General features: G+C 69.5%; 30 protein-coding genes. 25 read left to right on the top strand and 5 right to left on the bottom strand.

Annotated features, from left to right (window positions below):
* Nucleotides 1–127: 127 nt before the first annotated feature.
* Nucleotides 128–496, bottom strand: coding sequence for a DUF3297 family protein (locus tag ACFSGX_RS16015; RefSeq protein WP_380931320.1), 369 nt, complete (start codon nt 494–496; stop codon nt 128–130).
* Between the two features lie 68 nt (nt 497–564).
* On the opposite strand from ACFSGX_RS16015, the gene ACFSGX_RS16010 reads away from it, so the two are divergent.
* From ACFSGX_RS16010 to ACFSGX_RS15895, 24 genes are all read left to right on the top strand, one after another.
* Nucleotides 565–2442 (top strand): ABC-F family ATP-binding cassette domain-containing protein, encoded by a 1878-nt coding sequence (locus ACFSGX_RS16010; RefSeq protein ID WP_380931319.1) that lies wholly within the window; start codon nt 565–567, stop codon nt 2440–2442.
* A 273-nt stretch (nt 2443–2715) separates the two neighbouring features.
* A complete protein-coding gene (locus ACFSGX_RS16005; RefSeq protein WP_380931318.1) occupies nt 2716–3309 on the top strand; it encodes an SOUL family heme-binding protein in 594 nt (197 codons plus the stop codon).
* Nucleotides 3310–3543: 234 nt separating this feature from the next.
* Nucleotides 3544–3990, top strand: a complete 447-nt coding sequence (locus ACFSGX_RS16000) for a hypothetical protein (RefSeq protein ID WP_380931317.1) — start codon at nt 3544–3546, stop codon at nt 3988–3990.
* A 15-nt stretch (nt 3991–4005) separates the two neighbouring features.
* Nucleotides 4006–5316, top strand: a complete 1311-nt coding sequence (locus ACFSGX_RS15995; RefSeq protein ID WP_380931316.1) for a DNA-packaging protein — start codon at nt 4006–4008, stop codon at nt 5314–5316.
* An 89-nt stretch (nt 5317–5405) separates the two neighbouring features.
* Nucleotides 5406–6545 (top strand): phage portal protein, encoded by a 1140-nt coding sequence (locus tag ACFSGX_RS15990; protein ID WP_380931315.1) that lies wholly within the window; start codon nt 5406–5408, stop codon nt 6543–6545.
* Nucleotides 6546–6612: 67 nt separating this feature from the next.
* Nucleotides 6613–6924 (top strand): DUF6127 family protein, encoded by a 312-nt coding sequence (locus ACFSGX_RS15985; RefSeq protein ID WP_380931314.1) that lies wholly within the window; start codon nt 6613–6615, stop codon nt 6922–6924.
* On the top strand, nt 6921–7313 hold the full coding sequence (locus ACFSGX_RS15980) for an HK97 family phage prohead protease (protein ID WP_380931313.1): 393 nt from the start codon (nt 6921–6923) through the stop codon (nt 7311–7313). The genes ACFSGX_RS15985 and ACFSGX_RS15980 overlap by 4 nt, the downstream gene beginning before the upstream one ends.
* A gap of 41 nt (nt 7314–7354) precedes the next feature.
* The gene (locus tag ACFSGX_RS15975; protein ID WP_380931312.1) at nt 7355–8380 is read left to right on the top strand and encodes a phage major capsid protein; all 1026 of its coding nucleotides are present in this window, start codon (nt 7355–7357) and stop codon (nt 8378–8380) included.
* 84 nt (nt 8381–8464) lie between these two features.
* On the top strand, nt 8465–8731 hold the full coding sequence (locus ACFSGX_RS15970) for a head-tail connector protein (protein ID WP_380931311.1): 267 nt from the start codon (nt 8465–8467) through the stop codon (nt 8729–8731).
* Nucleotides 8728–9018 (top strand): head-tail adaptor protein, encoded by a 291-nt coding sequence (locus ACFSGX_RS15965; protein ID WP_380931310.1) that lies wholly within the window; start codon nt 8728–8730, stop codon nt 9016–9018. The genes ACFSGX_RS15970 and ACFSGX_RS15965 overlap by 4 nt, the downstream gene beginning before the upstream one ends.
* Nucleotides 9015–9221, top strand: a complete 207-nt coding sequence (locus ACFSGX_RS15960) for a hypothetical protein (RefSeq protein WP_380931309.1) — start codon at nt 9015–9017, stop codon at nt 9219–9221. Before ACFSGX_RS15965 ends, ACFSGX_RS15960 begins: the two co-directional genes overlap by 4 nt.
* Nucleotides 9218–9613: a DUF3168 domain-containing protein gene (locus ACFSGX_RS15955; RefSeq protein WP_380931308.1), complete on the top strand. Its 396-nt coding sequence runs from the start codon at nt 9218–9220 to the stop codon at nt 9611–9613. Before ACFSGX_RS15960 ends, ACFSGX_RS15955 begins: the two co-directional genes overlap by 4 nt.
* Nucleotides 9614–9718: 105 nt before the next feature.
* Nucleotides 9719–10126: a phage tail tube protein gene (locus tag ACFSGX_RS15950; RefSeq protein ID WP_380931307.1), complete on the top strand. Its 408-nt coding sequence runs from the start codon at nt 9719–9721 to the stop codon at nt 10124–10126.
* On the top strand, nt 10117–10425 hold the full coding sequence (locus tag ACFSGX_RS15945; protein WP_380931625.1) for a gene transfer agent family protein: 309 nt from the start codon (nt 10117–10119) through the stop codon (nt 10423–10425). Before ACFSGX_RS15950 ends, ACFSGX_RS15945 begins: the two co-directional genes overlap by 10 nt.
* A gap of 49 nt (nt 10426–10474) precedes the next feature.
* Complete coding sequence (locus ACFSGX_RS15940) at nt 10475–10687, top strand: phage tail assembly chaperone (protein ID WP_380931306.1); 213 nt, start codon at nt 10475–10477, stop codon at nt 10685–10687.
* On the top strand, nt 10680–11270 hold the full coding sequence (locus ACFSGX_RS15935; protein ID WP_380931305.1) for a tail tape measure protein: 591 nt from the start codon (nt 10680–10682) through the stop codon (nt 11268–11270). The genes ACFSGX_RS15940 and ACFSGX_RS15935 overlap by 8 nt, the downstream gene beginning before the upstream one ends.
* 105 nt (nt 11271–11375) lie before the next feature.
* Nucleotides 11376–13688, top strand: coding sequence for a DUF2460 domain-containing protein (locus ACFSGX_RS15930; RefSeq protein ID WP_380931304.1), 2313 nt, complete (start codon nt 11376–11378; stop codon nt 13686–13688).
* A 12-nt stretch (nt 13689–13700) separates the two neighbouring features.
* Nucleotides 13701–14519, top strand: coding sequence for a DUF2163 domain-containing protein (locus tag ACFSGX_RS15925; RefSeq protein WP_380931303.1), 819 nt, complete (start codon nt 13701–13703; stop codon nt 14517–14519).
* A 1-nt stretch (nt 14520) separates the two neighbouring features.
* The gene (locus tag ACFSGX_RS15920) at nt 14521–14910 is read left to right on the top strand and encodes a peptidoglycan endopeptidase (RefSeq protein WP_380931302.1); all 390 of its coding nucleotides are present in this window, start codon (nt 14521–14523) and stop codon (nt 14908–14910) included.
* A gap of 3 nt (nt 14911–14913) precedes the next feature.
* Nucleotides 14914–16965, top strand: coding sequence for a GTA baseplate fiber-binding domain-containing protein (locus ACFSGX_RS15915; protein WP_380931301.1), 2052 nt, complete (start codon nt 14914–14916; stop codon nt 16963–16965).
* Complete coding sequence (locus tag ACFSGX_RS15910) at nt 16953–17108, top strand: hypothetical protein (RefSeq protein ID WP_380931300.1); 156 nt, start codon at nt 16953–16955, stop codon at nt 17106–17108. Before ACFSGX_RS15915 ends, ACFSGX_RS15910 begins: the two co-directional genes overlap by 13 nt.
* A gap of 20 nt (nt 17109–17128) precedes the next feature.
* Nucleotides 17129–17629, top strand: a complete 501-nt coding sequence (locus ACFSGX_RS15905) for a DUF2793 domain-containing protein (RefSeq protein WP_380931299.1) — start codon at nt 17129–17131, stop codon at nt 17627–17629.
* A gap of 198 nt (nt 17630–17827) precedes the next feature.
* Nucleotides 17828–18937, top strand: coding sequence for an OmpA family protein (locus ACFSGX_RS15900; RefSeq protein WP_380931298.1), 1110 nt, complete (start codon nt 17828–17830; stop codon nt 18935–18937).
* A 1102-nt stretch (nt 18938–20039) separates the two neighbouring features.
* On the top strand, nt 20040–20594 hold the full coding sequence (locus ACFSGX_RS15895) for a superoxide dismutase family protein (RefSeq protein WP_380931297.1): 555 nt from the start codon (nt 20040–20042) through the stop codon (nt 20592–20594).
* 4 nt (nt 20595–20598) lie between these two features.
* On the opposite strand, the gene ACFSGX_RS15890 is transcribed toward ACFSGX_RS15895, so the two are convergent.
* On the bottom strand, nt 20599–22206 hold the full coding sequence (locus ACFSGX_RS15890; protein WP_380931296.1) for an MFS transporter: 1608 nt from the start codon (nt 22204–22206) through the stop codon (nt 20599–20601).
* 207 nt (nt 22207–22413) lie between these two features.
* Between ACFSGX_RS15890 and ACFSGX_RS15885 the strand changes: the two genes are divergently transcribed.
* Nucleotides 22414–23139, top strand: a complete 726-nt coding sequence (locus ACFSGX_RS15885) for a Bax inhibitor-1/YccA family protein (RefSeq protein WP_380931295.1) — start codon at nt 22414–22416, stop codon at nt 23137–23139.
* Between the two features lie 60 nt (nt 23140–23199).
* Here the strand turns inward: ACFSGX_RS15885 and ACFSGX_RS15880 are convergent, their stop codons facing one another.
* The 3 genes from ACFSGX_RS15880 to ACFSGX_RS15870 form a co-directional block, all read right to left on the bottom strand.
* On the bottom strand, nt 23200–23817 hold the full coding sequence (locus ACFSGX_RS15880; protein WP_380931294.1) for a glutathione S-transferase family protein: 618 nt from the start codon (nt 23815–23817) through the stop codon (nt 23200–23202).
* Nucleotides 23814–24695: a dienelactone hydrolase family protein gene (locus ACFSGX_RS15875; RefSeq protein WP_380931293.1), complete on the bottom strand. Its 882-nt coding sequence runs from the start codon at nt 24693–24695 to the stop codon at nt 23814–23816. The genes ACFSGX_RS15880 and ACFSGX_RS15875 overlap by 4 nt, the downstream gene beginning before the upstream one ends.
* Nucleotides 24696–24758: 63 nt before the next feature.
* Entirely contained in the window at nt 24759–25724 is a 966-nt protein-coding gene (locus tag ACFSGX_RS15870) for a class I SAM-dependent methyltransferase (RefSeq protein ID WP_380931624.1), read from the bottom strand.
* Between the last annotated feature and the right edge of the window lie 3 nt (nt 25725–25727).

The following is a 25727-nucleotide window of genomic DNA, read 5'->3' as shown; positions in this document are numbered from 1 at the left end:
GGCCGGGATCTCGTGCAGGTGAAGGGCTCACCGCTGACCGAAGGGAGATCCCGGCTTTCGCCGGGATGACGGTTTGTGGTGGTGGGCGTCTCGGTCCGGGCCGGTGATGCTGACCGGGTGTGGTGGCTCAGGCTTCGCCGGCCCCTTCGGCGGCCGCCGCGGTGTCGCGGTAATAGGGTTCGACCTTGCCCTTCAGCGTGATGGTCATCGGGTTGCCCTTGCGGTCGAGCGTGCGGCCGACGGCCATCTTTACCCAGCCTTCGGAGATGCAATATTCGTCGACGTTGGTTTTTTCGACGCCGTTGAAGACGATGCCGACGCCGCGCTGGAGATGCTCGGGGATGAAGAACGGGCTCTTCGGGTTCGTCGACAGGCGGTCGGGGGGCGTGTCGGACGTAGCCGCGGCCTGATCGGCGGCCGTCTGTTCGGGAGCGGCCTGCGCCTGCCCGGCGAGCGGCTGGTCGGCGGGGATCTGGTCGGGGGTCTGGTCGGTCATGATGCGTTCCGTGCTTCGTGTTTCGTGTCCGATAGCGCGGTGCAGCAAATTACGCTATCGGCGCGGCCATGTTGAATCTGAACGGTATCACGGTGCGTCTTGGCGGACGCACGATCCTCGACCGCGCGACCGCCGCGTTGCCGACGCGGGCGCGCGTCGGCCTGATCGGGCGGAACGGCGCGGGCAAGTCCACGCTGATGAAGGTCATCTGCGGCCTGGGCGACGCCGACGCGGGCACGGTCGAGATGCCGAAGGGCGCCAAGATCGGCTATATCGCGCAGGAAGCGCCGTCGGGTACCGCGACGCCGTTCGAGACGGTGCTGGACGCCGACCTGGAGCGCAAGGCGTTGCTGGAGGAGAGCGAGACCGAGCAGGACCTCGACCGGCTGGGCGAAGTGCATGAGCGGCTGATCGCGATCGACGCTTATGGCGCGCCGGCGCGGGCGGCGCGGATCCTGGTGGGTCTCGGGTTCGACGAGGAGATGCAGGGGCGGCCGCTCGACAGCTACTCCGGTGGCTGGAAGATGCGGGTGGCGCTGGCGGCGTTGCTGTTCTCCGGTCCGGACCTGCTGATGCTCGACGAGCCGTCGAACCATCTCGACCTGGAAGCCACGATGTGGCTGGAGAATTTCCTGAAGGGCTACCGCGCGACGATGGTGGTGATCAGCCACGAGCGCGACCTGCTGAACAATGTCGTCGACTATATCCTGCACCTCGAGAATGGCACGACCACGCTGTACGCGGGCGGGTATGATTCGTTCGAGCGGCAGCGGGCGGAGCGGCTGGCGCAGCTGGAGTCGGCGCGGGCGAGCCAGGCCAAGCAGCGCGAGAAGTTGCAGGACTATATCGCGCGCAATTCGGCACGCGCATCGACCGCCAAGCAGGCACAGTCGCGCGCCAAGGCGCTGGCCCGGATGCAGCCGATCGCGAGTGCGGCTGAGGATCCGACGCTGTCGTTCAACTTCCCCGATCCGACCGAGCTGCGGCCGCCGCTGGTGACGCTGGACATGGCGGCGGTGGGTTATGCCGAGACGCCGATCCTGCAGCGGCTGAATTTCCGGCTGGACCCGGATGATCGGGTCGCGCTGCTCGGCCGGAACGGCAACGGCAAGACGACGCTGGCGCGGCTGCTGGCGGCGCAATTGCCCGCGATGGACGGCGAGATGACGTCGAGCGGCAAGATGAAGGTCGGGTATTTCACGCAGTACCAGGTCGAGGAACTCGACACGTCCGACACGCCGCTGGAGCATATGACGCGGATCATGAAGGGGATGAGCCCCGGTGCGGTGCGCGCGCAGCTCGGGCGGTTCGGGTTTTCCGGCGACAAGGCGCTGACCAAGGTCGGCAAGCTGTCGGGCGGCGAGCGGGCGCGGCTGGCGCTGGCGCTGATCACGCGGGAGGCGCCGCACATGCTGATCCTCGACGAGCCGACGAACCATCTGGACGTCGATTCGCGCGAGGCGCTGGTCCAGGCGCTGAACGATTATTCGGGTGCGGTGGTGCTGGTGAGCCATGACCGGCACATGCTGGAGTTGACCGCGGACCGGCTGGTGCTGGTCGATAATGGGACGGCGACGGAATATTCCGGGTCGCTCGACGACTATACCGAGATGGTGCTGAAGGGGTCGGGCAGCTCGTCCGGCGATGCGGCGTCGGGCGGCGGCAAGAACAAGTCGAAGCAGGACCGGAAGGCCGCGGCGGAGCTGCGCGAGAAGTCGCAGGGGTTGAAGAAGGCCGTACAGGCGGCGGAGCGCGAGATGGCCAAGTTCTCGGCGATCCGCGGGGAGATCGACCTGGCGATGTTCGATCCGAAGTCGGCCGGGGCGGCTTATGCGAAGCTGACGATGTCGGAGCTGATGAAGAAGCGGGCCGAGGCGGAGGCCGGGCTGGCTGCGGCTGAGGCGGTCTGGGTCGAGGCAAGCGAGGTTCTGGAGAAGGCGAGCTGAGGCTTGTTGTTGCGGGGATGGGCTTGTGGGGGTGCTTGACCGGGGGGAGATCCCGGCGTTCGCCGGCATGACGGTTTGGGGGTTGGCGGGCTATTCGGGCCGGGGGGACCGATGAAGAGGCCGAGCTGAGGCTCTCTTAGCCCCTCTCCTTCAGGTGAGGGGTTGGGGTGGGGGCAACCGCTTCATACCTGCGACGTTGCTAAGTTGACGATGTCAGCCCCACCCCAACCCCTCCCCTGAAGGGGAGGGGCTTAGAAGTAGAAGGACCCCCTTATGAATTATCGCAGGATCGGGCGTTGGGCGGCGGGCGTGGGGGCGGTCGCGGTGGCGGGTGCGGGGTTGTACTGGCTGAAGGAGCGGACGACCGAGAAGGCGGATTATGTGACCGTCGAGGAGGACGGCGTGTTCGAACTGCGGCGTTATCCGCCGATCCTGGTGGCGCGGACGGTGCAGCCGGGCGGGCGCGATCGGGCGCTTGGGCAGGGGTTCGGCGTGCTGGCCGGCTATATCTTTGCCGAACACCGCGAGGGCGATGAGATCGCGATGACCGCGCCGGTGCTGGCCGAGCGGACGGAGGGGCGCGGCTGGACCGTGAGTTTCGTGATGCCCAAGGCCTATACGCGCGACACGTTGCCGACCCCCGACGCGGGGATCGAGATCGAGCTGATCGCGGCGCGGCGGGTGGCGACGATCCGCTTTCCGGGCAAGGCGGACGATGCGTTGCTGGCGGAGAAGAGCGCGCAGCTGGCGGCGTGGATCAAGGCCCGCGGGCTGGAGCCGGTGGGCGGCGTGGAGCATGCGTTCTTCAACTCGCCGTTCATTCCCGGGCCGCTGAAGCATAATGAGGTTTGGCAGGCCGTCGTCTGACTCCAGTTCCGTCATCCCGGCGGAGGCCGGGATCTCGTTCTGGCTTGCGGTTCGGTTCGACCAAAGGGAAATCCCGGCTTTCGCCGGGATGACCATCTAAAAGAGAACCAGATCGGTTAAAAGAGGTTGACATCGGCGCGCTGTTCTGGCACATGACGTGAACGATGAGAAATTCCGAAAGGGGCCGGGGCGGAGACGCTTTCCGGCCCCTTCGTCGTCCGGGGGGCATGACGCATGGGGGATACGGCGAAGGAGAAGGCCGACAAGCCGGCGACCTGGTCGGCGACGATCGAGAAGGGGTTTCTGGAGGAGCTGGCCGGGTCCGCCAATGTGACGCAATCGGCGATTGCGGTGGGGACGACCGACAAGCGGGCGTGGCAGCGGCGGCAGGCGGATGCGAAGTTCCGCGCGGCGTTCCTGCGCGCGCTGGCCGAGGGGTATCTGCGGCTGGAACTGCGGATGCTGCAACGTGCGCTGGCGCGGGCGGCGGGGGGCGAGGCGGAGCGCGATGCGCCGACCAGCCACGAGGAGCGGACGTGGTTGCAGCTGCTGCGGCAACACCGCGGGGCGGTGCAGGCGACCGGCATCTTCGAGGAGATCGACGACCTGGGCGTGGTGACCGACCGGATCGACGAGAAACTGTCAGAGATGAAGCGCCGGCTGGAAAGCATCTCGGAATGAGCGGGGGGCGGGGCCATGGAACGATCGCTGGGCGAACGGCTGGCGTTGCTGCCGGATGCGGAGCGGCGGCGGATGCTGCGCCGGCTGGGCGAGGGCGCGCGCGGGCTGGAGCATCACTGGGCGCTGTGGGCGCGGCCGGGGCAGCGTGCGCCGCCGGGCGACTGGCGGTTGTGGCTGATGCTGGGCGGGCGCGGGTTCGGCAAGACGCGGGCCGGGGCGGAATGGGTGCGCGCGCAGCTGGAGGGGCGGCCGGGGGTGCAGGCGGCGCTGGTCGGTGCGACCTATGCCGAGGCGCGGGCGGTGATGGTGGAGGGGGAGAGCGGGCTGCTGGCGATCGCGCCGCGGAAGGCGCGGCCGGTGTGGGAACCCTCGCTGCGCCGGCTGCGGTGGCCCGGCGGGGGGACGGCGACGGTCTATTCCGCCGCCGAACCGGAGGCGTTGCGCGGGCCGCAGCATCATGTGGCCTGGGCGGACGAGATCGCGAAATGGAAGGGGGGCGATGCGGCATGGGACAATCTGGCGATGGGATTGCGGCTGGGGCGAGCCCCGCGGATCGTGGCGACCACGACGCCGCGGCCGGTGCCGCTGGTCCGCCGGCTGATCGCGATGCCGGGCGTGGTGGTGACGCGCGGGCGGACGGCGGACAATCGCGCGAACCTGGCGGATGCGTTCGTGGCGACGATGGATGCGCTGTACGGTGGCACGCGGCTGGGGCGGCAGGAGCTGGACGGCGAGTTGATCGAGGAGATCGACGGTGCGCTATGGAGCCGGGCGCTGATCGAGTCGTGCCGGCGCGACGTGGCGGTGCCGGCGGTGCGGACCGTGGTGGCGGTCGATCCGCCGGCGGGGGCGACGGCGACGTCGGACGCCTGCGGGATCGTGGTGGTGACGCTGGGCGCGGACGGGGTGGCGCAGGTGGTGGCCGACGCCAGCGTGCAGGGCGTGAGCCCGGAAGGCTGGGCGCAGGCGGTGGCGGATGCGGCGGCGACACACGGGGCGGACCGCGTGGTGGCGGAGGCGAACAATGGCGGCGCGATGGTCGAGAGCGTGCTGCGCGCCGCGAACCACGCGATGCCGGTGAAGTTGGTGCATGCCAGCCGCGGCAAGGTGGCGCGGGCGGAGCCGGTGGCGGCGTTGTACGAGGCGGGGCGCGCGGTGCATGTCGGCGCTTTGCCGCGGCTTGAGGACGAGCTGGCGGGGCTGCTGTCGGGCGGCAGTTACGTGGGGCCGGGGCGTTCGCCGGATCGGGCGGATGCGCTGGTGTGGGCGATGACCGAGCTGATGCTGGGGCGCGGGGGTGGCGCGCCGGGTTTAAGGGTTTTGTAATTTCATAGGGTGTGCGCGTCTCGGCTGCGCTCGACGGGTCCCTCGACTTCGCTCGGGATGGACGGTTCTGGCTTTTTAGGAGTGCTGTCATGTGGTTGTTCGGGCGGAAGTCCGGGCGTGCGGAGGCGCGTCCGGCGTTGGTGCGGAGTGCGGGGGGCGGCGTCTTGGGAGACTGGCCGCGCGGGTATGAGGCGCAGGTGCGGGCGGCGTATCTGGGCAATGCGGTGGCGCAGCGATCGGTGCGGATGGTGGCGGATGCGTGTGGCAGCGTGACCGTGCTGGCGGCCGATCAGGGGCACGTCGCGGAACGCATCGTGAAGCCGGTGCTGGAGACGGTGGCGGCGCAGATGCTGTTACACGGCAACGCCTATCTGCTGATCGGGTGCGGGGCGGACGGGGTGCCGGAGGCGCTGTATCCGCTCAGGCCGGAGCGGGTGACGGTGGAGGCGGACGCGGGCGGGTGGCCGGTGGCGTACCGGTACCAGGCGGGCGCGGTGACGACGCGTTACCCGGTTGCGGGGGAGGGCGGCGCGGGGGGTGTCGTGCACCTGAAGGCGCTGCATCCGCTCGACGATCATTATGGGGTCGGGTCGCTGGGTGCGGCGGCCGGGCCGGTGGCGATCCACAATGCGGCGACGCAGTGGAACAAGGCGCTGCTCGACAATGCGGCGCGGCCGTCGGGGGCGCTGGTCTATGATCCGGGCGAGCCGGGGGCGGTGCTGAGCCGTGACCAGTATGACCGGTTGAAGGCGGAGATGGAGGCGAGCTTCGCGGGCTCCACCAACGCCGGGCGGCCGATGCTGCTGGAGGGGGGCCTGAAGTGGCAGGCGATGAGCCTGTCGCCGGCCGACATGGATTTCGTCGGACTGAAGGCGGCGGCGGCGCGCGAGATCGCGCTGGCGTTCGGGGTGCCGCCGATGCTGCTCGGGCTGCCGGGCGACAATACCTACGCCAATTATGCGGAGGCAAACCGCGCGCTGTGGCGGCTGACCGTGCTGCCGCTGGTGGCGCGGTTGCTGGACGGCGTGTCGGACGGGTTGGCGGGGTGGTGGCCGGGGCTGGCCCTGGTCGTCGACCTGGATGCGGTGCCGGCGCTGTCGGGTGATCGCGCCGCGATGTGGGGGCAGGTGGCGGCGGCGGATTTCCTGTCGCGCGCGGAGAAGCGCGAGCTGCTGGGGTTTGCGGTTGAGGGGGAGGCGGGCGGTTCCCCGGCGGAGGCCGGGGCCTAGACGCGGCCGTTTCACCTAGGCCCCGGCCTTCGCCGGGGAACTTGCAGGCGATGTGGGGGAGGATGGGATGACCGATGTGGCGATGTTGGCGCGGTTGCTGTGCCAGGCGGAGGAGGAGGGGGCGGCGCTGGTGACGTTGCGCGCGCTGATCGAGGAGGCGAGCGAGGCGGGGGCGGGGCGGGCGCTGGAGCGGCTGGGGTTGAGCGACGTGTCCGCACGCAACGATATCAGTGCTTTGCGCGAGCTTCTGAAGGCGTGGCGTGATGCGAAGGTATCGGCGCGCAACGCGGTGCTGGCGTGGGCGATGCGGACTGCGCTGGCGCTGCTGCTGGTCGCGATGGCGGCGCGGCTGGGGCTGACCGAGTTGCTGAAGCCATGAGTGTGGTGCGGTTCGAGGGCTATGCGGCGCTGTTCGACGTGGTCGACCGCGGTGGCGATATCGTGCGGTCGGGGGCGTTTGCGCGCAGTCTCGCCGGAAGGCCGGGGCGGGTCGCGTTGCTGCGTCAACATGGCGGGTTGCGACCGGTCGGGACGATCGACGTGGCTGTCGAGGATGCGCGCGGGCTGCGCGTCGCCGGACAGGTGCCGGCGGGGTCGGCGATGGCGGCGGCGTTGCTGGCCGGTGACGTGACGGGGTTGTCGTTCGGATATCGTTCGCGGCGGGAACGCCGGGGAACATATCGTGAACTGATCGACGTCGACCTGCTCGAAGTGTCGCTGGTGGCGGTACCGATGCAGCCGGGGGCGCGGGTCGATCGGGTGTGGTGAGGCGACCGCCTTGCCGACAAGATTTTTAACAGGAGAGACATATGTACGAAGTGAAGGCAGATGCGTTCGGGCGGCCGGCCTTGTCGGGTGCGCGGGCGGATGGCGCGGTGACGGCGTTCGTGGAGGGGTATCTGCGCGCCGGGCGCGAGGTGGGCGTCGAGCTGAAGAGTGTGAACGGCGTGACCGATGCGGCGGGCGGCTATGCCGTGCCGGAGGAGATCGACCGGCGGATCGATGCGACGTTGGCGAGCATCTCGCCGATCCGGAGCATCGCGCAGGTCGTGAAGGTCGGGACCGCGGGATACCGCAAGCTGGTGACGCGCGGGGCGACGCCGTCCGGCTGGGTCGCCGAGACGGCGGGGCGGCCGGAGACAGGTACGCCGGTGTTCGCGGAGATCGCGCCGCCGATGGGCGAGCTGTACGCCAACCCGGCGGCGAGCCAGGCGATGCTGGACGACGCCGCGTTCGACGTGGAGCAGTGGCTGGCCGACGAGGTGGCGACCGAGTTCGCCCGCGCCGAGGGGGCGGCGTTCGTGTCCGGCAACGGGGTGAACCGGCCGCGCGGCTTCCTGGCCGAACCGGTGGCGCCGGAGGGGGACGCGACGCGCGCGTTCGGGGCGTTGCAATATGTGGCGTCGGGGACCGCAGGCGGGTTCGGCAGCAATGCGCAGGAGCGGCTGATCGACCTGGTCCAGTCGCTGCGCAGTCCGTACCGGCAGGGCGCGTCGTTCGTGATGAACAGCGCGACATTGTCGCTGATCCGCAAGGTGAAGACTGCGGACGGGGCGTTCGTGTGGCAGGCGGGGCTGATCGAGGGGCGGCCCGATACGCTGCTCGGCTATCCGGTGGTCGAGGCCGAGGACATGCCCGACGTGGGCGCGAACAGCGTGGGCATCGCGTTCGGCAATTTCCGGGTGGGGTACCTGATCGCCGAGCGGCAGGAGACGCAGATCCTGCGCGATCCGTTCACCAACAAGCCGTTCGTTCACTTCTACGCCACCAAGCGCGTGGGGGGTGCGGTGGTGAATGCCGAGGCGATCAAGCTGATGAGGTTCTCCGCGAACTGATCGTTCCGGATCAATGGCTTGTTGCCGCCTGGTTCCGGACTTTCGAGCCTGGGACCGGACGGATCTATCGTGGGGAGGGGTGGGATGGCAGCGGTCGGGATCGACGCGGTGAAGGCGTATCTGCGCCTGGAGACGGACGCGGAGGATGCGTTGATCGCGACGCTGGTCGCGGCCGCGGAAGGCGTGGCGGAGCGGTTCCTGGGGGCGCCGCTTGACGGCGAGGTGCCGGCCGCGGTGGCCCAGGGGATCGTGCGGTTGGCGGCGCATTTCCATGCGCACCGCGATGACGATGCCGGGCCGCCCGCGGTGGTGGCGGCGTTGTGGCGGCCTTATAGGCAGATGCGGCTGTGAGCGCGGCGGGATTGGCCGGGTTGCTGCGCGAGCGGGTGACCGTGTTGCGCGGCGATCCGGCGCGCGATGCGCAGGGCGGCGTGTCGGGGGTGTTCACGCTGGTGGGTACGGTGTGGGCGGGGTGCGTGCCGGACGGCGAGCGGCGCTGGCGGATCGCGATGCGGCCTTGTGATGTCGCGGTGGGGGACCGGATCGGGCGGGTTGCGATGCAGCTGCGCGTGGTGCGGGTGCTGGCCGATCCGCGGATGCCGGACCGGATCACGCTGTTTGCGGAGGAAGAACCGTGACGCGGGTCGAGCGGATCGCGCTGCGGCGGCAGCGAGAGGTGATCGCGCGGGTCGCGGAGCGGCTGCGGGCGGTGTTTCCGGAACTGGATGTGGTGGGCGCGGCGGACGGCGTGACGCTGGCGGGGCGCGGGCTGTCGCGGCGGATGCTGGACGATGTGCGGCTGCGCGACCTGCGGGGCATGATCGGGGAGGATGCGACATGAGCGATGCGGCGGGAGCGGTGCAGGCGGCGCTGGTGACGGCGTTGCGGGCGGGCCTGGGCGGCCGGGTGACGGGCGTGTTCGACGGGCCGCCGGCGGGGGCGAAGCTGCCCTATGCGGCGATCGGCGAGGCGACGACCTCGGCCTGGGGCGCGAAGGGACTGGAGGGGCGCGAGCACCGGATCGCGGTGGTGTTGTGGGACGAGGGCGGGCGACCGTCGCGGCTCCACGCGCTGATGGCGCTGGCGGAGGGCGCGATCGAGGAGATGACGCGCGAGCTGGCCGGGCACAGCATCGTGGGGCTGCTTTTCCTGCGCGCGCGGTTGGTGCGCGATGCGGGGCGGCCCTGGGCTGGGCTGGTGGAGTACCGGGTGCGGACGGTTTCGCTGGGGTGAGTTCTACGCCTTCGACCTTATCGATTTGAAGAGGTCGGCCCCACCCCAACCCCTCCCCTGAAGGGGAGGGGCTTTCTGTTTCAACTGGTTAGCGGGAGGTCTTACATGGCGGTAGAAAAGGGAAGTGCGTTCCTGCTGAAGGTCGGGGATGGGGCGGCGAGCCCGGTCTATGCGACCGTGGCGGGGATGCGGACGACGATGTTGTCGATCAACGGCGAGGCGGTGGCGATCACGAGCAAGGCGTCGGGCGGGTGGCGCGAGTTGCTGTCCGGCGCGGGGGTGCGATCGGTGTCGGTGGCGGGGGCGGGCGTGTTCACCGGATCGGCAGCGGAGACGCGGCTGAAGGCGAATGCGCTGGCCGGGCTGCTCGACGATTACGAGCTGAGCTTCGAAAGTGGCGAGCGGTTGCGCGGGCGGTTCCTGGTCGCACGGCTGGACTATTCCGGCGACTATAATGGCGAGCGTTCCTATACGGTTGCGCTGGAATCCTCAGGCCAGGTGGTATCGTCGTGAACCCCGCGCGGGGGGAGGCGGCGCTGACCGTCGACGGTGCGGCGCTGACGCTGCGGCCGAGTTTCGAGGCGCTGGTTGCGGCGGAGGGCGAGCTGGGGCCGCTGTTCGCGCTGGTCGAGCGGGCGGCGGCGGGGACGCTGTCGCTGGCGGAGATCGCGGCGCTGTTCTGGCACGTGGTGGCGGAGCGCGGGCCCGAGCTGACGCGCGAGCGGGTGGGCGAGGCGATCCTGGAGGCGGGGCTGGCGGCGGTGACGCCGGCGTTGCGCACGCTGATCCTGCAGATCCTGCAGGGGCGGTGAGATGACGTTCGGCGCGTTGCGCTTGGGTCACCCACCCCCGGCCCCTCCCTTGAAAGGGAGGGGGGAAGGCGCGTCGTTCGCCGATGCGGCGGTGCGGATGGCGGGGCAGGCGGGGGTGCTGTTCGGCTGGGGTCCGAAGCGGTTCTGGCGCGCGACGCCGGCCGAGCTTGCGGCACTGGCGGCGGTGATCGCGGGCGACACGGACGAACCGCTGGGGCCGCGCGAGCTGGCCGCGATGCAGGAAAGGGATCCAGATGGATGACGAGATCGAACGGTTGGTGATCGGCGTGCGCGCCGACACGGCCGGGTTCGCGCGCGATGTGGCGACGATGCGCGATAGCCTGGCGTCGCCGCTGGAACGCGATGCCGACCGGGCGGGGCGGGCGATCGAGACGGCGCTGGCCCGGGCGGTGCGGACGGGGAAGCTGGGGTTCGACGACCTGAAGCGCAGCGCGCTGGCGGTGCTGGGCGAGATCGCGGCGGCGGCGGTGTCGGGCGGGATCGCTTCGGTGCTTGGCGGTAGTGGGTCGAAGGGCGGCGGTGGGTTGGCGTCGGTGGCGGCGACTTTGGTCGGGGCGGTGGCCGGGCTGCCGGGGCGGGCGACGGGTGGGCCGGTGTCGCCGGGGGCGGCCTATGTCGTGGGCGAGCGTGGGCCGGAGCTATTCGTGCCGACGAGCAGTGGACAGGTGCGGGCGGCGGCGGCTGTGCCAGGGGAGGCGGCGCGGGAGGTGCGAGTGGCGATCTCGGTGAATGTGGCGGCGGGGGCTGCACCGGAGGCGCTGGCACGGTCCTCGCGGCAGGTGGCGCGCGCGGTGCGGACTGCGCTGGCTGCGGCTGAGCGGTGAGATCGCAGGCGTAAGCCCTAAAGGCGCTTCACCTAGAAAAGCCCCTCTCCCCAACCCTCTCCCCGGTGGGGAGAGGGGGCGTGTTGCTCTAATATGGAGGTCCTGATGGGCTGGCGACTGGCTTCGGAGCGGACCGAGACGGGGTATCTCAAGCGGTTCGACGTGCGGTTCTGGACGGTGGATTTTCCGCGGCCGGTAATGGCGTCGGTCGTGACGACGGGGCCGCATGCGTTGCGTGTGGATGCGGTGTTCTACAACCGCGACGACCTGGCCGGGCTGATCTGGGCATCGGAGGACCGGTGGGATCATCCGCTCGCAAGTTACGAGACGGACCGGGATTATCGTGAATGCACGTTGCGGTTCCGGTGGCGGTCGGGGGGCATTCGCGCGCTGGATGCGATCAACGGGCCGACGCTGACGATCGAGGGGCGCGATGCGGCGGGGCAGGCGCGCGCCTGGTATGTGCGGCTGTGGAACTATGCGGTGGGCGATCCGCAGGACGCGGTTGTGTCGATCGATTTCGCGAAGCTGGACGGCGGCTATCTGCTGCCGGGGGAGGCGGACCCGGTGTGGGCGGGGGATATCGACCGGATGTTCGTCTCGCTGGTGGCGCCGGACTATGACCCGGCGGGCGGGAGGCTGGCGACACCGGCCGAGGGGTGGGTCGAGATCTCCGACATGCGGTGCGACGGGGCGGGGTCCGTGCTGGCGCTGGGCGATGCGATGGTGCCGGCGCACGCGATGCGGATCGCGACCGGGTATGACGACGCGTACAACCTGACGCCGGAGCGGGTGCTGCGCAACGCGGTGCTGCTGGGGTACCGCGAGGTCATCAACCACTATGTCGGGATGAGCCATTATTTTCGGCTGGAGCAGGCCGGGAATAACCTGCTCGTCAGCTTGCGGGGCGGTGTGTTGAACGTCGCTTGCGAGAGCTGGCACCGCGACTTCGCCATGCGGTGCAAGTCGTTGGGATATCGGCTGATCCTGTCGCTGAGCTATGAGCTGTTCGATGCGCATGCGTGGGGCGACTGGAAGCAGCGGACGGAGGGCGGCGCGCCGGCGCTGACCGGGTGGGTGCCGCCGTCGACCTTGCTGTCGCCCGCGCATGAGGGGGCGATGAAGTATCTCCATCAGGTGGCGCGCGCGTTCGTGCGGATCGCGGTGGCGGCCGAGCTGGAGCCGTGGTTCCAGGTGGGGGAGCCGTGGTGGTGGGTCGCGCCGGGCGGGCAGCCATGCCTGTACGATGCGGCCGCGCGGGCGGCGTTCGGCGCGGGCCTCGTGTCGATCGCGGATGTGGTGATGCCGATGGATGCGGCGCAGCGCGCGATGCTCGAACAGGCGGGGGCGTTGCTGGCGGCATCGACGTTGGCGCTGCGCGACGCGGTGCGGGCGGAGGCGCCGGGGTGCCGGGTCGCGTTGCTCGTCTATCTGCCGACGGTGCTGGACCGGGCGGCGCCCGAGCTGCGGCGTGCCAACGTGCCGGTGGGGTGGGCGCGGCCAGCGTTCGATGTCCTCCAGCTGGAGGATTATGATTGGGTGACGACCGGCAATAGCGGGGCGACCGCGCGCGGCGTGGACGCGATGACCGCGCGACTGGGGTACCCGATCGACGAGCAGCAGTATTTTTCGGGCTTCGTGCTGAACCGCGAGGCGTCGGCCGAGTGGCGCGCGATCGATACGGCCGCGGAGGCCGGGCGGGCGCGGGGGATCGCGGACGTCTTCATCTGGGCGCTGCCGCAGGTGGCGCGCGACGGGTTCGTCCATTGGGATACGGAGGGAGAGGCGATGACGCCGTTCGACGATGTGGATTTTCCCATCGCACTGGGGCGGCAGGCGAGTGTCAGCCCGAGCTTCTCCACCGCGGTGGTGACGAGTGCGTCCGGGCACGAGCAGCGCAACGCGGACTGGGCGGAGGCGCGGATGCGGTACGATGCCGGGCCGGGGGTACGATCCGACGCGGATGCGCACACGCTGATCGCGTTCTTCCGCGCGAGACGAGGCGCGGCGAAGGGGTTCCGGCTGCGCGATCCGTATGACGACAGTTCGGCGGGGATGACCGATGCGCCGGCGTATCGCGACCAGCGGATCGGGGTCGGCGACGGGAAGACGACGCGGTTCGCGCTGATCAAATCCTATGGCGACGGGGAGGACAGCCAGATGCGGCGGATCACGCGGCCGGTGGCGGGCAGCGTGCGGGTCGGCGTGGACGGCGCGGCGCTGATCGGCGGGTGGACGCTGGATACGGGCGGGACGGTCGTGTTCGACGCCGCGCCGGGGGTGGGTGCTGTGGTGACCGCTGGGTTCCGGTTCGACGTGCCGGTGCGGTTCGCGGAGGACCGGATCGACGTGTCGCGCGCGACCTATCTGGCGGGTGAGATGGCGTCGGTGCCGATGATCGAGATCCGCGAAACCTGAAGGAGAGAGCGCATGGCCGACTGGTTGCAGCCGGAGTTGACGCGCGTCGCCTTTTGCTGGCGGCTGGACCGGCGGGACGGGATCAGCCTGGGGTTCACGGGGCACGACCGCGACCTGATGGTGGACGGCATGATCTATGCCGCGGCGCCGGGGATGGTGCCGTCCGCGGTGGCGCGCGAGGCGGGGTTCGCGGTCGAGACGCTGGATGTCGGAGGCGCGCTGACCCATGACCGGATATCGGCAGCGGACCTCGATGCGGGGCGGTGGGACGGGGCGGCGGTGCGGCTGTTCGCGGTCGACTGGGGCGATCCGGACGGCGGTTCGGTGGCGCTGGCGCGGGGCGAGATCGGCGATGTCGCGACGCGGGACGGCGCGTTCCAGGCGGAGCTGCGCGGGCCGACGGCGGTGCTGGAGCGGCCGGTGGTCGAGCGGACGTCGCCGGAATGCCGGGCCGAGCTGGGCGATCGGCGGTGTCGGGTCGACATGGCCGGGCGGGTGGCGATGAGCGTGATCGCTGGCGTGACCGATGCGCAGACGGTTTCGGTGCCGGATGGGGGCGGGCACGCGGATCGCTGGACCGGTGGGCGGATCCGCTGGCTGGACGGGGCGGGCAGCGGGTTGTCGAGCGAGATCGCGTGGAGCGACGGGGGCACGTTGTTCCTGCGCGATCCGCCGCCGTTCGGGACGGTCGTGGGGGACCGGGTCGAGCTGACCGAGGGGTGCGATCGCAGTCTGGCGACCTGCAGCGTGCGGTTCGGGAACGCGGTGAATTTTCGCGGGGAGCCGCATTTGCCGGGCAACGACCTGCTGACACGATATCCGGGGGAATGACATGGGCGACGATGTGATCGCGCGGGCGCGGGCCTGCGTCGGCGTGCGGTTTCGTGCGCAGGGGCGCGTGCCGGCGTATGGGCTGGACTGTGTCGGGCTGATCGCCTTTGCCGGGCAGTTGCCGCTGGAACGCGTGCCGGCGCGCTATGCGATGCGCGGCGGGACGGCGGAGGCGGTGGCGGCGCTGGTCGATGCGGTGGGGCTGGTGCGGACCGACGTGCCGGGGCCGGGCGCGGTCCTGCTGGTCGAGGCGGGGGCGCGGCAGTTCCATCTGGTGATCCGGACGGCGGACGGGTTCGTCCACGCCGATGCCGGGATCGGGCGGATCGTCGCGGTGCCGGGGGCGGTGCCGTGGCCGGTCGTCGCCAGCTGGCAGTTCGGGGAGGTATAGGCGATGGCGACATTGGTCCTGACGACGGTCGGCACGCTGGTGGGTGGGCCGATCGGTGGTGCGGTGGGCGCGCTGATCGGCAACCGGATCGACGGCGCGGTGCTGGGCGGTGGCGGCGGGCGGGGGCCGCGGCTGGGCGACCTCAGCGTGCAGACATCGTCCTATGGCAGCATGATCCCGAAGCTGTTCGGGCGGATGCGCGTGGCGGGCACGGTTATCTGGGCGACCGACCTGAAGGAGACGGGCACGCGGAGCGGCGGGGGAAAGGGGCAGCCGGGGACGACACACTATAGCTATGCCGCATCGTTCGCGGTGGCGCTGTCGGCGCGGCGGTTACGGTCGGTGGGGCGGATCTGGGCGGACGGGACGCTGCTGCGCGGGGCGGCGGGGGACTGGAAGGGGGCGACCGGGTTCCGCTTTCATGACGGGGGCGAGGGGCAGGCGGCGGATCCGTTGATTGCGGCCGTTGAAGGTGTCGGGGAGACGCCGGCCTATCGCGGGCTAGCCTATGTCGTGTTCGAGGACATGCAGCTGGCCGCGTACGGCAACCGCATCCCCTCGCTGAGTTTCGAGGTGGAAGCGGACGACGGGCCGGTCACGATCGGCGCGGTGGCGGCGGCGTTGTCGGACGGTGCTATTGTGGACCGGACCGTAACGACGGTGCTCGGCTATGCGGCGAGCGGGGACAGCGTGCGCGGGGCGGTGGAGACATTGTCGGCGGCGGTGCCGTCCGTGCTGGTCGATGCGGACGGCGTGCTGGTGCTGACCGAGGGGGCGGGGGTGGCGGTCGCGCTGCCTTCCGCGGCGATCGGTGCGGCCGCCGGCGCGGTGGGTGGTGTAAGGTTGGAGCGGGATCAGCGCGCGGCCGGGACCGTGTCGGACGCGGTGACCGTCGCGTATTACGAGATCAACCGCGATTATCAGGCGGGGCTGCAACGCGCCGGGCGGGGCGGTGTCGGGCGGCGGGTGATGGCGCTGGAACTGCCCGCGGTGCTGGCGGCGGCGGTGGCGCGCAGTATCGCGGAGCGGCGGCTGGCGGCGGACTGGGCCGCGCGGCGCGAGGCGGTCGTGCGGCTGCCATGGCGTTATATGGCGATCGGTCCGGGTGCGACGGTGCATGTGCCGGCGATCGGTGGCGACTGGCGAGTGGCCGGCGTGACTGTCGACCGGATGGTGGTGGAGCTGCGGTTGGTCGCGGAGCCGGCCGGGGCGGGGGCGGCACCGCGGGTGGCGGGCGTACCGGGGCGGGCGGTGATGCAGGCGGATCGGCCGCACGGGGCCACGACGATCGTGCCGTTCGAACTGCCCGCCGGGGTGCCGGGCGTGGCGAGCGGTGGGGCGATCCATGTCGCGGCTGCGGGCGTGTCTGCCGGCTGGCGCGCGGCGATGCTGTCGGGCAGCCTCGACGGGGGAGCGACGCTGAGCCTCATCGGGCGGACCGCGCCGCGGGCAACGATCGGGCGGGTCGCGATGGCGACGCCGGCGGCGGGATCCGCGCTGTTCGATCTGCGGACCGCGATTGAGGTGCGGCTGCTGAACGACGGCATGACGTTGGAGGGGCGCTCGGATGCCGCAATGCTGAACGGCGCGAACCTGGCGTTGGTCGGGGACGAGCTGATCCAGTTCGGCGCGGTTGAGCAGGTTGGTGTCGCGCGGTTCCGGCTGACGCGGCTGCTGCGCGGACGGTACGGGACGGAGGGGGCGATTGTCGGCCATGCCGACGACGAACCGTTCGTGCTGATCGAACCGGACCGGCTGGCGACCATGACGCTGGCGGCGAGCGCGGTCGGGTCGGACGCGCTGATCCTGGCGAGCGGGATCGGCGACGCGCAGCCGGTGGAGCAGATTCGGGGGTTCAGCGGTCGGGTGCTGCGGCCGCCGGCGCCGGTCCACCTCCACGCGACTCGGGGGACGGACGGCGCGATCGCCCTGCGCTGGATCCGTCGCAGCCGGGACGGCTGGACCTGGACGGACGGCATCGATGCGCCGTTGGGGGGGAGGTGGAGCGATACCGCCTCACCCTATTCGGCGCCGATGGCCCGATGCGGACGGTGACCGTCGATTCGCCCGCATGGGACTATTCCGTCGCGATGCAGGCGGAGGACGGTCGTCGCGACGCTGCGGGCATCGTCTTTGCGGTCGCGCAACTCGGGACGTCGAGTGTGTCGGACGAGACCCGGCGGACCGTATTGTTCTGATGCACATGGGGAGAACGGATATGGCGGATGCAACTGCGCGTTTTGGATTGCCGGCGATCGTCGCGGGCCAGGCGCAGAAGGGGGTGACGCATAACGAGGCGCTCGCGATCGTGGACATGGTGCTGCACCCGGTGGTCGAGACGCTGACGCTCGCCGTGCCGCCGGACGATCCGCAGGTCGGGCGCGCATGGGTGGTTCCGGCGGACGGAACGGGGGTCTGGGCGGACAGGCGGGGGCAGATCGCGGGTTGGACCGATGGGGGGTGGCGATTCGTGGCGCCGACGCCGGGGATGGTGACCTGGGTTGTGGACGAGGGGCTACACGCGCGCTGGACGGGTGCCGTGTGGAGTAGCGGACCGGTTCCGACCGGCGGTGTGGCCGTGGCCGGCGTGCGCGTGGTCGGTGCGCAACAGCCGGCGATTGCGGACCCGGAGGGGGGAGAAATGGCGGATATTCAGGGCCGTTCGACGTTACGGGCGGTGTTGACGGCCCTGCGAAACCATGGCCTAATTACCACGTAGCTCTTTTTTTTCGTCGGGTGGGAAACTGATCAACCATTGCTGTGTTAAGGGCCTCGTCTGCAGGATGGAAGCGTGGCACTTTTGGTGCGTACGTTGCCTTTTTGCAACGCTTCCGGGTCCAGTACGCTTGCGTGGGGGGGTCGGGTTAGTTAGGAAAACCACGGGTTCCTTCCGGGACACGAACGAAAGGGGATTTATATGCGTAAGCTGGCCATTACGGTCGCGCTTGCTACCACGGCGCTCGCGACGCCTGCCATGGCGAAGGACAACGCCTGGTATGTTGGTGTCGAAGGCGGCGCGATGCTCGTCGAAGATTCGAAGTTCGATATCGGTACTGTCAACAACGGCCTGAGCGTCGACCATGAATATGGTTTCGACGTCGACGGCATCGTGGGCTACGACTTCGGTCCGGTCCGCATCGAAGGCGAAGTCGGCTACAAAAAGGCCGAGAACGAAGCCCTGACCAAGTCGGGCCTCGCGAACAGCTTCGGTGGCGTGCCGAACGGCCGTTACGAGAGCAAGCGTTCGGGTTCGACCGACGCGCTCAGCTTCATGGTCAACGGTCTGCTCGATTTCGGTGCCGACGACGGCCTGAACGGGTATGTCGGCGGCGGCGCGGGTATCGCTCGCGTTTCGGCCAACATCTATCGCTTCAACGGCGGCATCAATGCCATCGACGACAGCGATACGCGTTTCGCATGGCAGGCAATTGCCGGCGTGCGTTACCCGGTCACCGACAATGTTGATTTCGGTCTGAAGTACCGTTTCTTCAACGTCGACAACCTGCGCTACACCGGTGGCAACGGTCAGGAAGCAGAAGGTCGCTTCCGCTCGCACTCGCTGCTCGCCAGCCTCGTGTTCAACTTCGGCGAACCGGCAGCAGCGCCGCCCGTCGAGCCGGCTCCGGCGCCTGCGCCGCTGCCGCCTGAGCCAGTCGCACCTGCACCGGTCGCACCGATCCCGGCCGGTCCGTTCATCGTGTTCTTCGATTGGGACAAGTCGGACATCACGCCGGAAGCGGCAACCATCCTCGACAACGCCGCTCAGGCGTTCGCGACTTCGGGTTCGGCTTCGGTCATGCTCGCAGGTCACGCCGATAAGTCGGGTTCGGATCGCTACAACGTCGGCCTTTCGCAGCGTCGTGCAGACGCGGTGAAGTCCTACCTGTCCGGCAAGGGCATCGGCGAAGGTTCGATCACGACCGAAGCGTTCGGCGAGAGCCGCCCGCTGGTGGAAACCGCCGATGGTGTGCGCGAGCCGCAGAACCGTCGCGTCGAAATCACCTACGGTCCGGGTTCGGGCATGTGATTTCCTGTCCCCGCCTTCTGGTGGGGACAGCGAACAAAGGAGGCCGGTCCCCCAAGGGGCCGGCCTTTTTTGTTGCGTCCGCGCCAGATTGCCGGAAGCTGGGTCCGGAAGCTGGGTCCGGAAGCTGGGTCCGGAAGCTGGGTCCGGAAGCTGGGTCCGGAAGCTGGGTCCGGAAGCTGGGTCCGGAAGCTGGGTCCGGAAGCTGGGTCCGGAAGCTGGGTCCGGAAGCTGGGTCCGGAAGCTGGGTCCGGAAGCTGGGTCCGGAAGCTGGGTCCGGAAGCTGGGTCCGGAAGCTGGGTCCGGAAGCTGGGTCCGGAAGCTGGGTCCGGAAGCTGGGTCCGGAAGCTGGGTCCGGAAGCTGGGTCCGGAAGCTGGGTCCGGAAGCTGGGTCCGGAAGCTGGGTCCGGAAGCTGGGTCCGGAAGCTGGGTCCGGAAGCTGGGTCCGGAAGCTGGGTCCGGAAGCTGGGTCCGGAAGCTGGGTCCGGAAGCTGGGTCCGGAAGCTGGGTCCGGAAGCTGGGTCCGGAAGCTGGGTCCGGAAGCTGGGTCCGGAAGCTGGGTCCGGAAGCTGGGTCCGGAAGCTGGGTCCGGAAGCTGGGTCCGGAAGCTGGGTCCGGAAGCTGGGTCCGGAAGCTGGGTCCGGAAGCTGGGTCCGGAAGCTGGGTCCGGAAGCTGGGTCCGGAAGCTGGGTCCGGAAGCTGGGTCCGGAAGCTGGGTCCGGAAGCTGGGTCCGGAAGCTGGGTCCGGAAGCTGGGTCCGGAAGCTGGGTCCGGAAGCTGGGTCCGGAAGCTGGGTCCGGAAGCTGGGTCCGGAAGCTGGGTCCGGAAGCTGGGTCCGGAAGCTGGGTCCGGAAGCTGGGTCCGGGGATGGGCTTCAAATCCCGTCTCGAAGGTCCTGCATTAGATCCGGTCGGGTTACGCACAGTGTTTCGCGCTGCCGATACGAACAAGCGCTGAGCTCCTCGGTCGACCCGAGGAGCCTCTTATGGCTGAGTGGCAGCCTTACTCCCTGGACGCCCCGCGTTGTCTGGTTCCGGAAACTGCCCCGACGGAGCAAGCACGCTTGCGGTACGTTGAGCCGGTGAAGCAACACAGGGAGTGTGACATGCGGAAACTGGTCTTGGGTGCGGCGATTGCAATCGGTTTGGGTGCGAGCGGGTGCGCGACGAACGGCAGTGGCGTGGCATCGGAGCGGGGTGGCGCGGCAGAGGCGGCTGCCAAGGTGGCGCTGATGGATGCGTCCGGTGCGCCGAAGGGCATGGCAACGTTGCGGCAGGGACCTGACGGACTCATGCTGACGGTGTCCGCGATGGGCATGACGCCTGGACCGAAGGGGATTCATTTCCACACGACGGGGCGCTGCGACGCCCCGGACTTCACGACGGCGGGCGGGCACTGGAACCCGACATCCATGAAGCATGGCAAGGATTCGGGCGTCGGACCGCATTCGGGCGACCTGCCCAACATCGAGATCGGTGCGGACGGCACCGGCCGGGTCGAGGCCACCGTGCCGGGCGCAATGCTGACCGGCGGTACCTCGCCGCTGATGGATGCGGACGGGGCGGCGCTCATCATCCATGCGGCGGCGGACGATTACCGGACCGACCCGTCCGGCAACAGTGGCGCGCGGCTTGCGTGCGGCGTCGTGACCGCGGCCTGATGGATTACCGCGTGGCGGCCGCAAGGTTGGCCACGCGGGCTTCGGCGGCGGACAGGCGGCGCGCGGCGAACAGGAACAGCGCAATGACGATCGGGATCGGCACGACCGCTGTCATGATCGCAACGCGCAGACTGCCCGTGATGTCGCTCACCAAGCCGATCCAGTAGGGCCCCAGGCCGAGGCCGATCAGGTTGATCCCTAGGAACTGGACGGCGGTCGCGGTGCCGCGCATCCGGGGCAGGACATGGTCTTGGCCGGTGGCGAAGGTCGGGCCCAGCCACATCGTCAGGCAGAGCGTGGCCGCGAAGTTCAGGACGTAGAAGGTCGCCAGGTCGGCGGTCAGATATTGCACTACGGTCAGCACGGCGGAGATTGCGGCGGCGCTGGCAGCGACATAGAGGCGGCCGGCCGGATGTCGGCGCCGGGCGGCATCGGCGATCACACCGCCCAGCATTGTCCCAAGCCCGCCCGCGACCGCGGCGATCGCGCCGATGGTGAAACCGTCGGCCGGCTGCATGCCGAGATAGGTCGTGCCGTAGAGGTAGATGAACGCGCTGAGCCCGTAGCTGCCGAAGCTGAGCAGCCCGCCGGCGACCGCGACCGCGACGAAGCTGGGTGAGCCGATCATGAGGCTGGCGGTGGTCGGGTCGCGCAACCGGACGGACTGGATCCACGAGGCCACCGCGTAGGCGCCGATCGCGATCGCGGTCCATTGCACCATGTTCGTCGTGATCGCGGTGTCACCGATCCGGAATATGGCGGCGCGCTTCGCCGGGGCGAGCAGGCCGTCCGTGACCCAGACGATCAGGATCGCCGCGACGACGATGGCGGCAAGCATCATCAGGTTCGTTCGGATCGCGGCGGGGCGGGCGCCGAGCCGGCGCAACGTCAGGATGCTGAACGGTGGAAACAGCGTGCCGAGTTCGCGGAAGGCGGCGCGGAACGGGTGCGGTTCGCCCGGATGGGGGTGGCCGTCGATCGCGCCGCGGACCGGTTCGCGCACCGTGGTGACGACGAGCAGCGCGAGCAGCAGGCCGGGCAATCCGACTGCCATGTAGGCCGCTTGCCACCCGGCCAGCCCGAACGGCGCGGTGCCTGCCGGGAACAGCCGGTCCCAGGTCGCGACGATATGGCCGCCGATCATCAGCGAGGCACCGGCGCCGAGATAGATGCCGCTGGAGTAGATCGCGAGCGCGGTCGCGCGCTGGGCCTTGGGGAAATAGTCCTGCAGGATCGAGAAGGCGGACGGGCTGGCGCTCGCCTCACCGATCCCGACGCCGACGCGGGCGAGCGCGAGCTGCCCGAAATTGCCGGCGGTACCGGACACGGCCGTCATCGCCGACCAGAGGCCCAGGCCGATCGAGAGGGTCCGCACGCGGTGCCAGCCATCCGCCAGCCGGGCGAGCGGCAGACCGAACAGCGCGTAGAACAGCGCGAAGGCGGTGCCGAACAGCAGGCCGATCTGCGCGTCGGTCAGGCCGAGATCCGCCTTTAGATACGGCGCGAGGATGGTGACGATCTGGCGATCGATGAAATTGAACGCGTACACGATCGTGAACAGGCCGAGCACATACCAACGGTAGCCGCCCGGCCGCGCGTCGTTCTCCATCATGCTCTCCCGTCGCGATCATGCCGTCGCCTGACACGGGTTTGGGCCAGGTTGACGTGTTCGTAAAGTGATAGTGACAACGCCGGCCCGCCGGGGCGCCAGCAATGATTTGACATGTCGAACCAGGCGACGCCGCTTGAAAATCGGGTGCAGGAGGATGATATTCCATGAGTAGCGGTGCGTTTCGCACCCACAGTGGAGTTTATCGCAATGGCGAATTGGTCTGACCCCCGTACGACGGCCGTGCCGCGCTCGGCAGGCCGGGACACGTCCGCGGCCCGCGATGCCGGCCTGCGGTCCTATATGCTGTCCGTCTACAACTACATGGCGTCCGGTGTTCTGCTGACCGGTCTGGTCGCGCTCGGCTTCGCGTCGAGCGGCTTGGCCGCGCAGGTCATGGCGACGCCGCTGCGTTACCTGATCATCTTCGCGCCGCTGGCGTTCGTGATGGTGCTGAGCTTCGGCATCAACCGCATGTCGACGACCGCCGCGCAGGCGACGTTTTGGGCGTTTGCGGCGGTGATGGGCCTGTCGATGTCGACGATCTTCCTCGTCTACACCGGCACCTCGATCGCAACGACGTTCTTCGCGACCGCGGGTGCGTTCGCCGGTCTGAGCCTGTTCGGCTACACCACGAAGAAGGACCTGTCGGGCTTTGGCACGTTCCTGATCATGGGCGTGGTCGGCCTGCTGATCGCGATGGTCATCAACATCTTCCTGCAGTCGCCGGCGATGCAGATGGCGATCAGCGCGATCGGTGTGCTCCTGTTCGCGGGCCTGACCGCCTACGACACGCAGAAGATCAAGAGCATGTATTTCCAGGTTCAGGGTAGCGACTTCATGGGCAAGTCGGTCGTGATGGGTGCGCTGACGCTCTATCTGGACTTCATCAACATGTTCACCTTCCTGCTCAACTTCATGGGCGATCGTCGCTGATCGCTGTTTGAACCGAGAGCATATGAGGCCCGGCGGAGCGATCCGCCGGGCCTTTTCGTGTCAGGCGGGTGGCGGCATGTCGGCATCGTCCAGCGCCGCGGCGCGGAGGTGGGCGGGACGGGCGTAAAGCCGATCGCGGTATCGTTCGAAGGCCGGCCGCGCCGGGATCGTCCGGAACATCATGCCCCAGCCGAGATGCGAACCGACATAGAGATCGGCGGCAGTGAAATGGTCCGCGGCGAGATAGTCGCGATCGGCGAGCGCTGCCTCCAGCGTGCCGAGCGTCGTGGCGAGCGTGCCGTAACCGAGCGATGCCGTCTTGTCCGTGCCGAAGTCCGCGCCAAGCGAGGCGTTGGTGATCGCTGCCTCCAACGGACCGGCGGCGAAGAACAGCCAGCGATAATAGGCGCCGCGGTCAGCCGGCGGCGGGGCAAGCCCGGCGTCCGGGAAGCTGTCCGCCAGATAGGCGCAGATCGCCGCGGTTTCGGTGACGACCGTCTCGCCGTGGCGGAGGGTCGGGACCTTGCCCATCGGATTGAGCGCGAGGAAGGCCGGGTCCTTCATCGCGCCGTCATAGCCGAGCACGACCCGATCATAGGGCGTGCCGACCTCCTCCAGCATCCAGCGCGCGATACGGCCGCGCGACATGGGGTTGGTGTAGAGCGTGAGGCCGGTCATGCGAGCGCGGCCTTGAACGCGGCGAGCGTGCGTTGCCAGGACAGGTCGGCGGCGGCCTTGTCGTACCGGTCGACCGAGGTGTCGTTGTAGAAAGCGTGGTTCACGCCGGGGTAGAAATAGGCCTGGACGGGGACGCCGGCCGCCTTCAGCGCGTCGACCCACGGCTGTGCCGTCTTGTTCACGCGTTCGTCGAGCCCGGCATAGTGGAGCGTCATCGCCGCCTTGACCTTCGCGGCCTCCGACGGATCGGGGGCGGGGCCGTAATAGGCGACGCCGGCCGACAGCGCATCGCCGCCCGCAACCGCGAGGCGGTTGACCATTGCACCACCCCAGCAGAAACCGACGACCCCGACCTTGCCGGTGGCGTAGCGGTTGCCCTTCATCCAGGCCAGCGTCGCCACACCGTCCTGCACGATACGCGGCAGGTCGAGCTTGCCGATCATGTCGCGGGCGACGTCCTGGTCGGCCGGGGTGCCGCCGGCGGTGGACAGGAAGTCTGGCGCAAGGGCGACATAGCCGGCGAGCGCGACGCGGCGTGCAACATCGCGGACATAGTCGTTGAGGCCGCGATTCTCGTGGATCACCATGATGGCAGGCTGGCGACCGCGCGCCTTGGCGGGCAGCGCCATGTAGCCGTACATCATGCGGCCGGGGGCGACCGTCCAGCGGACGTTGCTGGTCTTCAGTCGGGGGTCGTCGGCGGGGATGATGGCGGCGGCGGCGGGGTCTGCGCCGATCGTGGCGAGCAGCGCGCCGGCAGCAGCGGATCCGCCGGCCAGCTTGGCGAGATCGGCCATGAACGCGCGGCGGTCATGCGTTTCGTGCGTGAAACGGTCGTGCAGCGCGATTGCCTGCGTCTTGAGGTCGTCGGGGTCCATGATCCGTCTCCGTCGGTGTTTCCGACATGGTCCCTGTTTCCGCGGGTGCTGGCAAGCGAGTCGCTAGGCTCGCAAACCGGCGGGCTCGGGCCAGCACGGGGCAGTGAGCGCAAGAACCTTGAACAGATGGCCCATCGCATCGGCCGCGGTGAGGCGGCGATAGGCGGCGGCGATTGCATCCGCCTGTGCCGGCGTGCCACGCGCGAGGGTGGCCGCGCGACCGGCAATGCCGAGCTGGAGCAGCCATTCGCCCTGATCGACCGGGCCGGACGCGGTGAGCGGAGCGCCCGCGGCGGCGAGCGCGGTGAAATCGACATGGGCGGTCAGGTCCGCCTCCCCGGGGTCGACCAGCGGGTCGGCGAAGGCGTGGGCGCGGACCGCCTGGAGCGTGTCGCCGTGCGCGGGGTCGCGGTAGCCATAGTCGATGGCGAGCATGGTGCCGCCTTGTTGGACGATCCGGGTGGCAAGAGCAGCGAGGATCGGCTCGGCGGCGGGTCGGGTTTCGGCGATGGTGCCGTCGGGGGCGTCTGCGCCGGAGACCGGACCGCCAAGCGTGAAGGCGAAGCCGTCCGGGCCGTGGGTGACGACGCGTTCGCGCCAGCCGTCCGCCGTGCGGACCGCCTGTCGGATCGGGAGCGCGTCGAAGAATTCGTTGGCGACGACCAGCAGCGCGCGGTCCGTCGGGAGCGTGGTGACGTCGTCATGCCAGACCGCGTCCGGCAACCGGGCCGCCTGTGCTGCGCGCAACGCGGGGCTGGTTTCGACGAGGTGGACGGTGGGGACGAGCCCGGCCTTGCGCATCGCACGCAACGCATCGACCGCCAGCGTGCCGCGGCCGGGGCCGAGTTCGACATAGGCGGCGGGCGGGCGGTCGGCGCGGTCCCACAGGTCGGCGAGCCAGAGGCCGGTCAGTTCACCGAACATCTGGCTGATTTCGGGGGCGGTCGTGAAGTCACCCGCCAGCCCGAGCGGATCGCGCGTCGCGTAATAATGCGTGTTGGCGGCGTCCATCCACCGGTCTAGCGGCATGGG

The sequence above is a fragment of the Sphingomonas arantia genome, assembly GCF_042682045.1.
GTDB classification, from domain to species: Bacteria; Pseudomonadota; Alphaproteobacteria; order Sphingomonadales; family Sphingomonadaceae; genus Sphingomonas_R; species Sphingomonas_R arantia.
The sequence above is the reverse complement of the archived record's forward strand: the minus strand, read 5'-3'. Positions and strand labels throughout refer to the sequence as shown.

Bases quoted from the DNA above. Each gene is read 5' to 3' on its own strand.
- ACFSGX_RS15950 (WP_380931307.1), top strand. From the start codon at position 9,719: ATGGCGGTAGAAAAGGGAAGTGCGTTCCTGCTGAAGGTCGGGGATGGG.
- ACFSGX_RS15930 (WP_380931304.1), top strand. From the start codon at position 11,376: ATGGGCTGGCGACTGGCTTCGGAGCGGACCGAGACGGGGTATCTCAAG.
- ACFSGX_RS15885 (WP_380931295.1), top strand. From the start codon at position 22,414: ATGGCGAATTGGTCTGACCCCCGTACGACGGCCGTGCCGCGCTCGGCA.
- ACFSGX_RS15900 (WP_380931298.1), top strand. From the start codon at position 17,828: ATGCGTAAGCTGGCCATTACGGTCGCGCTTGCTACCACGGCGCTCGCG.
- ACFSGX_RS15875 (WP_380931293.1), bottom strand. From the start codon at position 24,695: ATGGACCCCGACGACCTCAAGACGCAGGCAATCGCGCTGCACGACCGT.
- ACFSGX_RS16000 (WP_380931317.1), top strand. From the start codon at position 3,544: ATGGGGGATACGGCGAAGGAGAAGGCCGACAAGCCGGCGACCTGGTCG.
- ACFSGX_RS15905 (WP_380931299.1), top strand. From the start codon at position 17,129: ATGGCGGATGCAACTGCGCGTTTTGGATTGCCGGCGATCGTCGCGGGC.
- ACFSGX_RS15970 (WP_380931311.1), top strand. From the start codon at position 8,465: ATGGCAGCGGTCGGGATCGACGCGGTGAAGGCGTATCTGCGCCTGGAG.
- ACFSGX_RS16010 (WP_380931319.1), top strand. From the start codon at position 565: ATGTTGAATCTGAACGGTATCACGGTGCGTCTTGGCGGACGCACGATC.
- ACFSGX_RS16015 (WP_380931320.1), bottom strand. From the start codon at position 496: ATGACCGACCAGACCCCCGACCAGATCCCCGCCGACCAGCCGCTCGCC.
- ACFSGX_RS15880 (WP_380931294.1), bottom strand. From the start codon at position 23,817: ATGACCGGCCTCACGCTCTACACCAACCCCATGTCGCGCGGCCGTATC.
- ACFSGX_RS15935 (WP_380931305.1), top strand. From the start codon at position 10,680: ATGGATGACGAGATCGAACGGTTGGTGATCGGCGTGCGCGCCGACACG.
- ACFSGX_RS15995 (WP_380931316.1), top strand. From the start codon at position 4,006: ATGGAACGATCGCTGGGCGAACGGCTGGCGTTGCTGCCGGATGCGGAG.
- ACFSGX_RS15895 (WP_380931297.1), top strand. From the start codon at position 20,040: ATGCGGAAACTGGTCTTGGGTGCGGCGATTGCAATCGGTTTGGGTGCG.
- ACFSGX_RS15985 (WP_380931314.1), top strand. From the start codon at position 6,613: ATGACCGATGTGGCGATGTTGGCGCGGTTGCTGTGCCAGGCGGAGGAG.
- ACFSGX_RS15925 (WP_380931303.1), top strand. From the start codon at position 13,701: ATGGCCGACTGGTTGCAGCCGGAGTTGACGCGCGTCGCCTTTTGCTGG.
- ACFSGX_RS15870 (WP_380931624.1), bottom strand. From the start codon at position 25,724: ATGCCGCTAGACCGGTGGATGGACGCCGCCAACACGCATTATTACGCG.
- ACFSGX_RS15890 (WP_380931296.1), bottom strand. From the start codon at position 22,206: ATGATGGAGAACGACGCGCGGCCGGGCGGCTACCGTTGGTATGTGCTC.
- ACFSGX_RS15920 (WP_380931302.1), top strand. From the start codon at position 14,521: ATGGGCGACGATGTGATCGCGCGGGCGCGGGCCTGCGTCGGCGTGCGG.
- ACFSGX_RS15980 (WP_380931313.1), top strand. From the start codon at position 6,921: ATGAGTGTGGTGCGGTTCGAGGGCTATGCGGCGCTGTTCGACGTGGTC.
- ACFSGX_RS15990 (WP_380931315.1), top strand. From the start codon at position 5,406: ATGTGGTTGTTCGGGCGGAAGTCCGGGCGTGCGGAGGCGCGTCCGGCG.
- ACFSGX_RS16005 (WP_380931318.1), top strand. From the start codon at position 2,716: ATGAATTATCGCAGGATCGGGCGTTGGGCGGCGGGCGTGGGGGCGGTC.
- ACFSGX_RS15915 (WP_380931301.1), top strand. From the start codon at position 14,914: ATGGCGACATTGGTCCTGACGACGGTCGGCACGCTGGTGGGTGGGCCG.
- ACFSGX_RS15910 (WP_380931300.1), top strand. From the start codon at position 16,953: ATGCGGACGGTGACCGTCGATTCGCCCGCATGGGACTATTCCGTCGCG.
- ACFSGX_RS15975 (WP_380931312.1), top strand. From the start codon at position 7,355: ATGTACGAAGTGAAGGCAGATGCGTTCGGGCGGCCGGCCTTGTCGGGT.
- ACFSGX_RS15955 (WP_380931308.1), top strand. From the start codon at position 9,218: ATGAGCGATGCGGCGGGAGCGGTGCAGGCGGCGCTGGTGACGGCGTTG.